This is a genomic window from Streptomyces palmae (assembly GCF_004684805.1).
GTDB classification, from domain to species: Bacteria; Actinomycetota; Actinomycetes; order Streptomycetales; family Streptomycetaceae; genus Streptomyces; species Streptomyces palmae.
Genome location: NZ_SRID01000184.1, coordinates 1 through 13,248 on the forward strand (window position 1 = coordinate 1; position 13,248 = coordinate 13,248).

Sequence of the window (13,248 nt, forward strand, 5' to 3'; positions counted from 1 at the left end):
CGGCGCCCCCGCCCCCGGTGCCCGCTCCGGTCCGTACCGGGGCACTGGCGCGGGCGGAGGCGGCGTGCATCCGCGGGTACCACCGGGTCACCGGCCTCGCCCTCGGTCCGTACCAGAGTGCCGTCATACGCATCGGCTTCGCCTTCACCTGGCTCTGCTTCCTGCTGCGGGAGTGGCCGTACCGGCGCGAGCTGTACGGGCCGCAGGGGCCGTTCAGCTTCGACATGGCACGCCAGCTGACCGATGGCAACCACGCCTTCTCGGTGCTGGTGTGGTGGGACAGCACCGCCTGGTTCGAGGTGGTCTACGCCCTCGCGATCGCCTCCAGCGCGCTGCTGATGCTCGGCTGGCGCACCCGCACCATGTCCGTACTGTTCATGATCGGCGTGCTGTCGCTGCAGAACCGCAGCATCTTCCTGGGCGACGGCGGCGACAACGTCATCCATCTGATGGCGACCTATCTGGTGCTGACCCGGTGCGGTCAGGTCTGGTCCCTGGACGCGCGGCGCGCCGCCCGGGAGGCCGCCCGGCGGCAGGTGGACGGGGAGCCCGAGCGGGCGCCCCGGGACATGACCGGGATGGTGCTGTGGGCGCTGGCCGGTGCCTCGCTGTTCCTCGCCCAGCTGCTCACTGACGACCGGCTGCGGCTGACCGCCGACGGGCCCCTGCCCGGCTTGGGCTGGGGCGCCGTGCTGTGGGGATTGTGGGCGGTGCAGGGGCTGTGGTGGCTGGCGCGCCGCCGCCCCCGGGGCGACCTGCACGGGGTGCTGGACGCGCTCGCCAACCTCGTGCACAACGCCGGCCTGCTGGTGATCATGGCGGAGGTCTGCCTGATCTACGCCACCGCGGGCTGGTACAAGATCCAGGGATCCCGCTGGCAGGACGGCACCGCGCTCTACTACCCGCTGCACCTGGACTACTTCTCGCCCTGGCCGGCGCTGGCGGACCTGCTGGCCGGCTCCGGGGTGGTGGTCATGCTGCTGTCCTACGGCACCGTGATGGTGCAGGTCGCCTTCCCCTTCACGGTCTTCAACCGGCGGATCAAGAACGTGCTGATCGTCGTGATGATGCTGGAGCACATCGGGATCGCGATCCTGCTCGGCCTGCCGTTCTTCTCCCTCGCCATGATCGCCGCCGACGCGGTCTTCCTGCCCACCGGCTTTCTGCTCTGGGTGGGGCGGCGGTTGGGCCGGATCCGCGGTCGGCTGCTTCCCACCGCCGGCGGCGCGCCGGCTTCCGCACCGGAGGCGGGCGCGGGCTGAGCGGCTCCGCGCGGCGGCGGTGCCGGGGCCGGTGCGAGCGCCGAGCCGAGGGCTCCGCACCGTGGCTCTCCTGGTGAGCGGGCGGTGCCGGCCCGGCGCCTCAGGCGGCCCGGAAGGCCCGGGCCCAAGCCTCCCGGGTCCCCGGTCCGCCAGGTGCCGCGCCGTCGCCGCTCTTGATCACCCGTGGCCGTAGCCTGAAGGGGTGAGTGAGAACGAGGTCACCAGGGTCGTGCGGCAGTGGCGAGAGGTCCGGCCCGAGACGGTGCTGCTCGACGGGTTCCATGCGCTGAAGCACGCACTCCGCTTCGGCGCGGACATCCGCGCGGCGGTCTCCAGTGACAGGGCGTCCGTGCTGCGGCTGGCGGCGGAACTGGCAGAGGACCTCACCGACCGGATCGGCGAGCTGGTGATCGAGGTGCCGGCCGCGACGTATCGGGACCTGGTGCCCCGGGAGCACCCCACGCAGGTCGCCGCTCTGGCGGTGCGGCCCGCGCTCCAGCGGAATCTGGACACCCTGTCGAGGCTTCCCCGGTCGGCGCCGGTCGTCGTCCTGGACAACCCGCGCAACCTGGGGAACGTCGGCGCCGTGGTGCGACTGGCCGCCGGCTTCGGGGCCACCGGGGTGGTGACGACCGGCGATCTGGACCCATGGCACCCGAACGTGGTCCGCGCGGGCGCGGGACTCCACTACGCGACCGCGGTGGAGGGCCTTCCGCTGGACGAACTGCCGCCCGGCCCGCTGTACGCGTTGGATCCGGAGGGAGAGGACATCCGGTCCATGGTGCTCCCGGACGACGCCCTGCTGGCCTTCGGCTCGGAGCGGCACGGGATATCGGCGGAGCTCCGGAGCCGGGCGACCAGGCTGCTGCGACTGCCGATGAGGCCCCAGGTGTCCAGCTACAACCTGGCCACGAGCGTGGCCATGGCCCTCTTCCACTGGGGAGGTCCCGCAGCGGACCCCCTGAGCCGCCCCTGAGAGGGCGGGCGCGGGGGCACGCCGACGGCTGGGGCCGCCCGTCCCGGACCGGCCGGGGCCGGACCAGGACGGGAGCGGCCCGCGGTCTCACATCGGGCGGCGCACCTCCACCATGCGGAAGCGGTTGGCCACGAACGCGCCGTCGCAGAGCGCTGCGTTGGCCGCCGGGTTCCCACCCGAGCCGTGGAAGTCGGAGAAGGCCGCGGTCTGGTTGACGTACACCCCGCCGGTCAGGTTCAGCGAGAGCTGGGCGCACTCCTCCAGGCAGGCCTCCTCGATGAGCCGCTCGACCTCGGCGGAGGTGGTGTACGCGCCGACCGTCATGGCGCCCTTGTCCTGGACGGTACGGCGCAGCAGCGCGACCGCGTCCTGGGTGGAGTCCATCGCCACGGCGAAGGACACCGGGCCGAAGCACTCGGTCAGATAGGCGGCGTCGGCGTCCGCCGAGTCCCACTGCTTGCGGGCACCGTCCTGCTTGACGATCACCGGGGTGCGCACCGTGGCGCCGGGGAAGTCCGGGTTGTCCACGCGGCGCGAGGCCAGCGCCACCTCGCCCAGCTCGGAGGCCTTGTCGATGCGCTCGCCCACCTGCGGGTTGACGATCGCGCCGAGCAGGGCGTTGGCCCGTGCGTCGTCGCCGAGCAGCCCCTGCACCGCGGCGGCGATGTCGGTGACCACCTCGTCGTAGCTCTTGGGGCCGGCGTCGGTGGTGATGCCCTCCCGGGGGATGAGCAGGTTCTGCGGGGTGGTGCACATCTGGCCGCTGTAGAGGGAGAGCGAGAAGGCCAGGTTGCCCAGCATGCCCTTGTAGTCGTCGGTGGAGTCGATGATGACGGTGTTGACCCCGGCCTTCTCGGTGTAGACCTGGGCCTGGCGGGCGTTGGACTCCAGCCAGTCGCCGAAGGCGGTGGACCCGGTGTAGTCGATGACGCGGATCTCGGGCCGGGTGGCGAGCGTCTTGGCCAGCCCCTCGCCGTCCCGCTCGGCGGCGAGCGCGACCAGGTTGGGGTCGAAGCCGGCCTCGGTGAGGACCTCGCGCGCCACCTGGACGGTCAGCGCGAGCGGCAGGACCGCCCGCGGGTGCGGCTTGACCAGCACCGCGTTTCCGGTGGCGAGGGAGGCGAAGAGACCGGGGTAGCCGTTCCACGTGGGGAAGGTGTTGCAGCCGACCATCAGCGCGATGCCGCGCGGCACGGCGGTGAACGCCTTGCGCAGCTCCAGCGGGTCGCGCTTGCCCTGCGGCTTGGACCAGTCCGCGCTCTGCGGGGTGCGGGTCTGCTCGGCGTACGCGTAGGCCACCGCCTCCAGGCCGCGGTCCTGGGCGTGCGGGCCGCCCGCCTGGAAGGCCATCATGAACGCCTGCCCGCTGGTGTGCATCACCGCGTGCGCGAACTCATGGGTGCGGGCGCTGATCCGGGCCAGGATCTCCACGCAGACCGCCGCACGCGCCTCCGGTCCGGCGTCCCGCCAGGCCGCCATCCCGGCGCGCATCGCGGGGAGCAGCACCTCGATGTCCGGGTGCGGGTACTGCACGCCCAACTCCACGCCGTACGGGGAGACCTCGTCGCCGGTCCAGCCGTCGGTGCCGGGCTGACCCAGGTCGAGGCGGGTGCCGCGGAGCGCCTCGAAGGCGGCCTGGCCCTCGGCCGCGCTGAGGCTGCCGCCCTCGCCGTACGCCTTGGGGTGCTCGGGGTGCGGCGACCAGTACGCGCGGCTGCGGATCGCGTCCAGGGCCTGGTCGAGGGTCGGACGGTGCTTCTCGATCAACTGCGCTGCGGTGAATCCGGCGGTCACGACTGACCAACTCCTCGGTGAGCTCCAAAGGGGCGCGCCGCGTCCTCCGTGGTGGGCCGTCTCGCGGACGGGTGGGCGGCGATGGGGCAACAGGGATAGATTAACCGAACGATCGGTCGGTTCAAGGGGGCCTGTCGAAATTGTGGACAACTTGTCCGGGAGGATGAACGGCATGACTGCGAACGAGCGGGATCGGGTCCGGGGAATCGCGCCCGGCGGTACCGTCGCCGTCGTCGGCACCGGCACCATGGGCCAGGGAATCGCCCAGGTCGCCCTGGTCGCCGGCCACCCGGTGCGGCTGTACGACGTGGCCCCCGGGCGCGCCCGGACGGCCGCCGAGGCGATCATCGCGCGGTTGGACCGGCTGGTGGAGAAGGGGAAGCTCTCGGCCGCCGAGCGGGAGGCCGCCGGCGAGCGGCTCAAGCCCGTCTCGGAGATCGCCGGCCTGGCGGACGCCGCACTGGTCATCGAGGCGATCCTGGAGGAACTCGGCGCCAAGCAGCAGCTGTTCACGGCCCTGGAGTCGGTCGTCGGCGAGGACTGCCTGCTCGCCACCAACACCTCCTCGCTGTCGGTCACCGCGGTCGCGGGGGCCCTGCGGGTGCCCGGCCGCGTCGTCGGCCTGCACTTCTTCAACCCGGCGCCGCTGCTGCCGCTGGTGGAGGTGGTGAGCGGCTTCGCGACCGACCCGGGCGCCGCCGACCGCGCCTTCGCGACCATGGCGGCCTGGGGGAAGACGCCGGTGCGCTGCGCCGACACCCCGGGGTTCATCGTGAACCGGGTCGCCCGGCCCTTCTACGCGGAGGCCTTCCGGGTCTACGAGGAGCGGGCCGCGGACCCCGCCACCATCGACGCCGTGCTCCGCGAGTCCGGGGGCTTCCGGATGGGCCCCTTCGAGCTCACCGACCTGATCGGCCAGGACGTGAACGAGGCCGTCACCCGATCGGTGTGGGAGTCGTTCTTCCACGACCCCAAGTTCACCCCCTCGCTGGCCCAGCGCCGTCTGGTGGAGTCCGGTCTGCACGGCCGCAAGTCGGGCCGGGGCTGGTACGACCACGCGGCCGGGGCGCGGAACCCCGAGCCGCACACCGCCGAGCCGGTGAGCCCGCCCGCCTCTGTGGTGGTCCGGGGCACTCTGCCGGGCCCGGCCGCCGAGCTGCCGAAGCTGCTGGCGGAGGCGGGCATTCCGGTGCGCTACGGCGACGCTGACCGCCCCTGCCTCCAGCTGCCCAGCGGCGGCCGGCTCTGCCTGACCACCGGTGAGGCCGCCATCGAGTACACCGACGTGGTCCACTTCGACCTGGCGCTGGACTACCGCGCCGCGACCCGGATCGCGGTGGCGGCGGCCGAGGAGGTCCCGCGCGCCGTGCTGGACGAGGCGGTCGGCCTGTTCCAGGCGCTGGGCAAGAAGGTCAGCGTGATCGGTGACGTGCCCGGCATGATCGTGGCCCGTACCGTCGCGATGCTGGTGGACTTCGCGGTCGACGCGGTCGCCCGGGGCGTCGCCGGCACGGAGGACGTCGACACCGCGATGCGGCTCGGGGTGAACTACCCGATGGGGCCGCTGGCCTGGGGTGAGCAGGTCGGCCACGGCACGGTCTTCGACCTCCTCACCGAGCTCCACCAGCGCTACCCGACCGGCCGCTACGCCCCTTCCCCGGGCTTGGCCCGCCGTGCGCACGCGACCGAAGGTGTGGTTACCTCATGACCATGACCAAGCGCGACACCTATACGCCCGAATCGCTGCTCGCGGTCGCGGTGGAGGTGTTCAACGAGCGCGGCTACGACGGCACCTCCATGGAGCACCTGTCCCGGGCCGCCGGGATCTCCAAGTCCTCGATCTACCACCACGTCAAGGGCAAGGAAGAACTGCTGCGGCGGGCGATAGACCGCGCACTGGACGGGCTCTTCGGCATCCTGCGGGAGCCCGAGGCGAGCCAGGGGAGGGCGATCGAGCGGCTGGAGCACGTGGTCCGGCGGACGGCCGAGGTGCTGATGGCCGAGCTGCCGTACGTCACCCTGCTGCTGCGGGTGCGCGGCAACACCGGCACCGAGCGCTGGGCGATGGAGCGCCGCCGGGAGTTCGACCACGAGGTGTCCGAGCTGCTGCGGCGGGCCGCGGCCGACGGGGATCTGCGCGCGGACGTGGAGCCCCGGCTGGCGACCCGGCTGCTCTTCGGAATGATCAATTCCATCGTGGAGTGGTACCGGCCGGGCCGGGGCGGTGCGGCCAGCGGCGAGGAGGTTGCCGAGGCCGTGGTGCGGATGGCGTTCGCCGGACTCCGCACCTGAGGGCCTCGCGGCTCCGGTGAAACACCCCGCGGCCCCCGGCGCCGGTCCCACCGGCACGGGGGCCGCGGCGCGCCGTGCGGGCTCAGGGCTCGGTGGCCAGATCGGTCTCCTCGAAGACCAGCAGGGTGCGGCTGCTCAGCACCTCCGGGATGGCCTGGATCCGGGTGAGCACCAGCTCGCGCAGTTCGCGGTTGTCCTGGGTGTGCACCAGCAGCAGCACGTCGAAATCCCCGCTGACCAGGGCGATGTGCGCGGCCCCCGGCAAGGCGCGGAGCTGCTCGCGGACGGTCCGCCAGGAGTTCTGCACGATCTTGAGCGTGATGTACGCCGAGGCGCCCTGTCCGGCCCGCTCCTGGTCCACCCGCGCCGAGAAGCCGCGTATCACCCCGTCGTCGAGCAGCCGGTTGATACGGGCGTAGGCGTTGGCCCGCGAGACGTGTACCCGCGCGGCCACGGAGCGTACCGAAGCGCGGCCGTCGGTCTGGAGCATGCGCAGGATGTCGCGGTCTATCGCATCCAGCGGCCGTGCGGCAGGACTCCCTCCGGAATTGGCCATCTGTTCGTCCCGCATACCGTCCTGCCTCCCCTTCTTGGACGCCCTGCCTTCATCTCAGGCTGTGGAAAACCGTTTGTCCACAGGCTGGGGTCGCCTGTAGCCAAAATGTGCTGACGACCGAACAATCGGTAGGGGAGGGCTGCCCGGCCCCCTGGGCCGCCACGGCCCTCGTCTCGCCGTTCCTGTCCGTCCGTCCAGGAGGTCGCCATGACGGTTCTTGAGCAGTCCGGTGCTTACCGGCCGACTCCCCCGCCCGCGTGGCGGCCGCGCGTCGACGCCGCACCGCTGCTGCCCGATGAGGAGCCCTTCCGGCTGCTGGGCACGCCCGCCGCCGCCGATTTCGATTCCGCCCTGCTGGCCAGGCTGTACCAGGAGCTGGTGCGCGGCCGCCGGTACAACGCCCAGGCCACCGCCCTCACCCGGCAGGGCCGGCTCGCGGTGTACCCCTCCTCCACCGGCCAGGAGGCCTGCCAGGTCGCCGCCGCGCTGGCGCTCCAGGAGCGCGACTGGCTGTTCCCCAGCTACCGCGACACCCTGGCCGCCGTGGCGCGCGGCGTCGACCCGGTGCAGGCGCTGACCCTGCTGCGCGGCGACTGGCACACCGGTTACGACCCGTACGAGCACCGGGTGGCCCCGCTGTCCACCCCGCTGGCCACTCAGCTGCCGCACGCCGTGGGCCTGGCGCACGCCGCCCGGCTCAAGGGCGACGACGTGGTGGCGCTGGCCCTGGTCGGCGACGGCGGCACCAGTGAGGGCGACTTCCACGAGGCGCTGAACTTCGCGGCCGTCTGGCAGGCGCCGGTGGTCTTCCTGGTGCAGAACAACGGCTTCGCGATCTCGGTGCCGCTGGCCAAGCAGACCGCCGCGCCCTCACTCGCCTACAAGGCCGTGGGATACGGCATGCCGGGCCGCCTGGTCGACGGAAACGACGTGGCGGCCGTGCACCAGGTGCTCGACGAGGCGGTGCGCCGGGCCCGCGAGGGCGGCGGACCGACCCTGGTGGAGGCCATCACCTACCGGATGGACGCGCACACCAACGCCGACGACGCCACCCGCTATCGAGGCGAGTCGGAGCTGGACGCCTGGCGGGCCCACGACCCGATCAACTTGGTGGAGGCCGAGTTGAAGGGCCGCGATCTGCTGGACGAGCAGGGCATAGCGGAGGCGCGGGACGCCGCCGAGGCCATGGCCGCGCGACTGCGCGAGCGCATGAACGACGACCCGGTCCTCGACCCGATGGAGCTCTTCGAGCACGTCTACGCCGAGAAGACCAGCCAACTGCGGGAGCAGGCGGAGCAGCTGCGCGCCGAGCTCGACGCCGAGTCCCAGGAGGGGGAGCGATGACCACCGCGGCTCTCGACACCGCGCGCAAGCCGGCCACCATGGCGCAGGCGCTGGGCCGCGCGCTGCACGACGCCATGGCCGAGGACCCGACCGTGCACGTCCTCGGGGAGGACGTCGGCACGCTCGGCGGCGTCTTCCGCATCACCGACGGGCTGACCAAGAAGTTCGGCGAGGACCGCTGCACGGACACCCCGCTGGCCGAGGCCGGCATCCTGGGCACCGCCGTGGGGATGGCCATGTACGGGCTGCGGCCGGTGGTGGAGATGCAGTTCGACGCCTTCGCCTACCCGGCGTTCGAGCAGCTCGTCAGCCATGTCTCGCGGATGCGCAACCGCACCCGCGGCGCCATGCCGATGCCGATCACCATCCGGGTGCCCTACGGCGGCGGCATCGGCGGCGTCGAGCACCACAGCGACTCCTCCGAGGCCTACTACCTGGCCACCCCCGGTCTGCACGTGGTCACCCCGGCCACCGTGGCCGACGCCTACGGGCTGCTGCGCGCCGCCATCGCCTCCGACGACCCGGTGGTCTTCCTGGAGCCCAAGCGGCTGTACTGGTCCAAGGCCGACTGGTCGCCGGACCAGCCGGAGGAGGTCGCCCCGATAGGCCGCGCGGTGGTCCGCCGCCAGGCCACCGGTGCCGGCAGCCCCGCCACGCTCATCACCTACGGCCCGTCCGTCCCGGTGTGCATGGAGGCCGCCGAGGCCGCCCGCGCCGAGGGCTGGGACCTGGAAGTGGTCGACCTGCGCTCGCTGGTGCCCTTCGACGACGAGACGGTCTGCGCCTCGGTGCGCCGGACCGGGCGGGCGATCGTGGTGCACGAGGCAGTGGGATTCGGCGGCCCCGGCGGAGAGATCGCCGCGCGCGTCACCGAGCGCTGCTTCCACCACCTGGAGGCCCCGGTGCTGCGGGTCGCCGGCTTCGACATCCCGTATCCGCCGCCGATGGTGGAGCGGCACCACCTGCCCGGGGTGGACCGGGTGCTGGACGCCGTGGCGCGGCTCCAGTGGGAGTCCGAGTGGACCGAAGGGAGGACCGGCTGATGGCGGTGGAGCGCGAGTTCACCCTGCCCGACCTGGGCGAGGGGCTCACCGAGGCACTGATCGTGCAGTGGCTCGTCAAGGTCGGCGACGAGGTCACCGTCGACCAGCTGGTCGTCGAGGTGGAGACGGCCAAGGCCATGGTGGAGGTGCCCTGCCCGTACGAGGGCGTGGTCACCGCGCGCTTCGGCGAGGAGGGCACCGAGCTGCCGGTGGGCGCGCCGCTGCTGACCGTCGCGGTGCCCGGCGACGACCCGGCGGGGGACACCGGCCCGGCCAAGAGCGCCGCCCCCGAGGCGGAGGGCTCGGGAAACGTACTGGTCGGCTACGGCACCGGTGCGCCCACCGCCCGGCGCCGCCGCGTCCGGCCGCGCGGCCTCACCCCGGGTGCCCCCGGCGCGGCGAGCGGGGCCGTGTCCACCACCGCGGACACCCCCTTCGATACGGACCACCCCACGCCCCCGGCCGGCCGCCCGGCGACGGGCGCACCCTCGGTAGGTGGCCCGACCCCGCGGCAGCCGCGCCGCCCGGGGGCACCCGGCGGCAGCCCGAGCGCGCCCACCGCGGCCACCATCCACGGCCGTCCGGGGGCGAATGCCGAGCGGGTGCCGGTGATCTCCCCGCTGGTGCGCCGGCTGGCCCGGGAACACGGGCTCGATCTGCGGCAGTTGGCGGGTAGCGGTCCGGACGGGCTGATCCTGCGCGCCGATGTGGAGCGAGCGGTGCGCGCCGCGGCCGAGGGCGTGGCGACCACGGCGGTACCGGGCGGCGGCCCGCTCACCCAGCCGGCCGGCTCCCCGCCGGCCGGGGCCGGTGCGGTCGCGGCGGCGGAGCGGATACCGCTGCGCGGACTTCGCGGGGCGGTGGCCGACAAGCTCAGCCGCAGCCGCGCCGAGATCCCGGACGCCACCTGCTGGGTGGACGCCGACGCCACCGAACTCCTGGCGGCCCGCGCCGCGATGAACGCGGCGGGCGGGCCCAAGATCTCGCTGCTGGCACTGCTGGCCCGGATCTGCACCGCCGGGCTGGCCCGCTTCCCCGAGCTCAACGCCACGGTGGACATGGCGGCCCGGGAGATCGTGCGGCTGCCCGCCGTGCACCTGGGGTTCGCGGCGCAGACCGACCGGGGCCTGGTGGTCCCGGTGGTCCGGGACGCGCACACCCGCAGTGCGGAGGAGCTGGGCGCGGAGATGGCCCGGCTGACCGAGGTGGCCCGCGAGGGCAGACTCAGCCCGGCCGATCTGACCGGCGGCACCTTCACGCTGAACAACTACGGGGTGTTCGGGGTCGACGGCTCCACGCCGATCATCAACCACCCCGAGGCGGCGATGCTGGGCGTCGGCCGGATCGTGCCCAAGCCGTGGGTGCACCAGGGCGAGCTGGCGATACGCCAGGTGGTGCAGCTGTCCTTCACCTTCGACCACCGGGTGTGCGACGGGGGTACCGCCGGAGGATTCCTCCGGTACGTCGCCGACTGCGTCGAGCACCCGGCGGTCCTGCTGCGGACCGTGTAGCGGGCGTGCCGGCCTGGGCCGGGTGTTTGGGTCCGGGCGGTGCGTCTCGGGCTGGCTCGGGTTACCGGCTCGGGCCGGGCGTGCCCGCCTGGGGCCGGGTGTACGGGTCTGAGCGGGGCGTCTAGGGCTGGCTGGGGTTACCGGCTCGGGCCGGGCGTACCTGCCTGGGGCTCCGGTGCCGGCCTGGGCCGGGTGTTTGGGTCCGGGCGGGGCGTCTAGGGCTGGCTGGGGTTACCGGCTCGGGCCGGGCGTGCCCGCCTGGGCCGGTCCTGCTCGCCTGGGCCCGGTCGTACTGGCCGCGTATCGGCCGCGGTGGCTCGTACCCGGGGCCCGGGGCTGGGGGCGTCGGGGTGTGGCGGCCATACTCATGGGGTGAGCGCGGGTGGATATGACGCGGTGGTCCTCGCCGGTGGCGCGGCGCGGCGGCTGAACGGTGCCGACAAACCCGGTCTGAGCGTGGGCGGCCTCGCGCTGCTCGACCGGGTACTGAACGGCTGTCAGGACGCCGCGCGGACGGTCGTGGTCGGGCCGCGCCGTCCGACCCTGCGTCCGGTGCGCTGGGCCCGGGAAGAGCCGCCCCGCGGCGGTCCGCTGGCCGCACTCGGCAGCGGTCTGGCCCAGGTCACCGCCCCGGTGGTGGTGGTGCTCTCCGCCGACCTGCCGTTCCTCACCGGCCGGACCGTCCGCGCACTGCGGGACACCCTCGCGGACGGGGCCGGGGATGGCGTGCTGCTCACCGACTCCGCGGGCCGCGAGCAGCCCCTGGTAGCGGCGTACCGCAGCGAGTCGCTCCGCCGCGAGCTGGCGTTGCTGGCCACCGAGCACGGCGGGCTGACCGGGCTGCCGGTGCGGCTGCTCACCGCCGAGTTGTCCCTGGACCGGCTGCACCACCCCACCGCCTCCTTCGACTGCGACACCTGGGAGGACCTCGACGCCGCCCGGGCACGCATCAGGGAGCATGGGCATGTGCTGGATGAATGGATCACCGCAGTCAAGACCGAGCTCGGCATCGACCTGGACGTGGACACAGCCGGGCTGCTGGATCTGGCCAGGGACGCGGCACACGGGGTCGCCCGCCCGGCGGCGCCGCTGACCACGTTCCTGGTCGGCTACGCGGCGGCTCAGCGAGGTGGCGGCCCGGAGGCGGTCGCGGAGGCCGCCCGCAAGGCCGCCGAACTGGCCGCCCGCTGGGCCGATGAGCCCGAGACCTCCGGGCGGTCCACGGAATGACCGGGCAGGAGCGGGACGTGGAGCGCGAGTTCGAGCAGGCGCTGGCCCTGGCCAACGAGGGGCGGCGTACCGGCCGTCGTGCCGCGCCCACCGCTGGCGATCCGGCCCGTGGGCCCGCACGCAGTGCCGAGGGGCGACCCGGACCCGGTGGCTATGCGGACGACCGCCGGCCCGGTGACGCGGCCTGGTCCGGCGCGGGTTCCGCGGATCCGGGGTCCGGTCGCGGCCCGGCGGACCGGAGCGGCGGGCGCGGGTCACCTCGTGGAGGTGGCTACGGGCCGGCCTCGGAGGCCATGACGGAGGTGCTGCGTGTCGGCACGGCGTCCCGGCCGGCCGCCGGAGACCGTCCCGCCGCCGCACCCCGGCATGCCGGTATGGCGTGGGCGAGGGCGCGGAGCCTCGCGGCACGGGCCGGGTCACGGGGGCGCCCCAGCCCGGTGCCGCGCCCGCTGACCGCCGCGCTCGGCCAGGTGCTGGCCGCGCCGCTGACCGCGCTCACCGACCTGCCCTCCTTCGACACCTCGGCCATGGACGGCTGGGCGGTGGCCGGGCCCGGGCCGTGGCGGGTGGCCGACAGCGGCCAGGGCATCCTGGCCGGCGGGGACGGACTCCCGGCCCCGCTCCCCGACGGGCACGCCGTACGCATCGCCACCGGTGCCCGGGTGCCGGCGGGCGCGACCGCCGTACTGCGGGCCGAGCACGGCGTGTTCACCGCGGCGAGTACGGGCACCACCGCCGACCGGCCGGGCGCGGACGCGCCGACCGGACTGCTGGACGAGGTCGAGGGCGTCGGCCCGGCGGCCGGCGGACGGAGGACGAGGACGTACCAAGACGCGGGCGCGGGAACGGATCCGGGCGAGGGCGAGGCGGCCGGGGCACCGACAGCCGGTACGGGCGCGGGCCCGGCGACCGGGGCCCGGGGCACAGGCGTGGACGCGGGCGCGCGCTCGGGCACGCGGGCCGGGACCCGGAACAAGGGCCGCGGCACCCGTAAGTCACGCACGTCCGCCGACACCGGGAACACCGCCCCGGCGACCGGCACCCGGACCGAGGACCCGGCAACCGAGGCCGGACACGGGCACGCGTCCTCCGACTCCGGGCACGCGTCCTCCGACCACGGGCACGGACACACGCCCTCCGACTCCGGGCACACCGGCACGTCCTACGGCAGCCCGCTCCAGGACAAGCCCTCCGGCGCCCGGCACACCGGCCCGGCATCCCCGCCCCAGGACGCCCACAC

Annotated in this window: 10 protein-coding genes and 1 pseudogene; 9 read left to right on the top strand and 2 right to left on the bottom strand. The window is 74.0% G+C overall.

Annotated features, from left to right (window positions below; translation table 11 throughout):
- Together E4099_RS19155 and E4099_RS19160 are read left to right on the top strand one after the other, a co-directional pair.
- Nucleotides 1-1,262, top strand: a 1,262-nt coding sequence (locus E4099_RS19155; protein WP_425348260.1) for an HTTM domain-containing protein, incomplete at its 5' end; no start/stop codon positions are given.
- Nucleotides 1,263-1,464: 202 nt separating this feature from the next.
- Entirely contained in the window at nt 1,465-2,238 is a 774-nt protein-coding gene (locus E4099_RS19160; protein ID WP_135340321.1) for a TrmH family RNA methyltransferase, read from the top strand.
- A gap of 87 nt (nt 2,239-2,325) precedes the next feature.
- Here E4099_RS19160 and paaN read toward each other — a convergent pair whose 3' ends face one another.
- Nucleotides 2,326-4,032: a phenylacetic acid degradation protein PaaN gene (paaN, locus tag E4099_RS19165; RefSeq protein WP_135340322.1), complete on the bottom strand. Its 1,707-nt coding sequence runs from the start codon at nt 4,030-4,032 to the stop codon at nt 2,326-2,328.
- Between the two features lie 172 nt (nt 4,033-4,204).
- Between paaN and E4099_RS19170 the strand changes: the two genes are divergently transcribed.
- Both E4099_RS19170 and E4099_RS19175 read left to right on the top strand, forming a co-directional pair.
- Nucleotides 4,205-5,740, top strand: a complete 1,536-nt coding sequence (locus tag E4099_RS19170; RefSeq protein WP_135340323.1) for a 3-hydroxyacyl-CoA dehydrogenase — start codon at nt 4,205-4,207, stop codon at nt 5,738-5,740.
- Nucleotides 5,737-6,324 (top strand): TetR/AcrR family transcriptional regulator, encoded by a 588-nt coding sequence (locus E4099_RS19175; RefSeq protein ID WP_135340324.1) that lies wholly within the window; start codon nt 5,737-5,739, stop codon nt 6,322-6,324. Before E4099_RS19170 ends, E4099_RS19175 begins: the two co-directional genes overlap by 4 nt.
- An 82-nt stretch (nt 6,325-6,406) precedes the next feature.
- Here the strand turns inward: E4099_RS19175 and E4099_RS19180 are convergent, their stop codons facing one another.
- Complete coding sequence (locus tag E4099_RS19180) at nt 6,407-6,895, bottom strand: Lrp/AsnC family transcriptional regulator (protein WP_135340325.1); 489 nt, start codon at nt 6,893-6,895, stop codon at nt 6,407-6,409.
- A 192-nt stretch (nt 6,896-7,087) separates the two neighbouring features.
- On the opposite strand from E4099_RS19180, the gene pdhA reads away from it, so the two are divergent.
- The 5 genes and pseudogenes from pdhA to E4099_RS35220 all read left to right on the top strand — a co-directional run.
- A complete protein-coding gene (gene pdhA, locus E4099_RS19185; RefSeq protein WP_135340326.1) occupies nt 7,088-8,224 on the top strand; it encodes a pyruvate dehydrogenase (acetyl-transferring) E1 component subunit alpha in 1,137 nt (378 codons plus the stop codon).
- Nucleotides 8,221-9,267 (top strand): alpha-ketoacid dehydrogenase subunit beta, encoded by a 1,047-nt coding sequence (locus E4099_RS19190; protein WP_135340327.1) that lies wholly within the window; start codon nt 8,221-8,223, stop codon nt 9,265-9,267. The genes pdhA and E4099_RS19190 overlap by 4 nt, the downstream gene beginning before the upstream one ends.
- Nucleotides 9,267-10,778, top strand: a complete 1,512-nt coding sequence (locus E4099_RS19195; RefSeq protein WP_135340329.1) for a dihydrolipoamide acetyltransferase family protein — start codon at nt 9,267-9,269, stop codon at nt 10,776-10,778. Before E4099_RS19190 ends, E4099_RS19195 begins: the two co-directional genes overlap by 1 nt.
- A gap of 372 nt (nt 10,779-11,150) precedes the next feature.
- Complete coding sequence (locus E4099_RS19200; RefSeq protein ID WP_245244988.1) at nt 11,151-12,008, top strand: DUF6457 domain-containing protein; 858 nt, start codon at nt 11,151-11,153, stop codon at nt 12,006-12,008.
- Nucleotides 12,009-12,445: 437 nt separating this feature from the next.
- A pseudogene (locus E4099_RS35220) lies at nt 12,446-13,248 on the top strand (hypothetical protein); the annotation flags it as partial.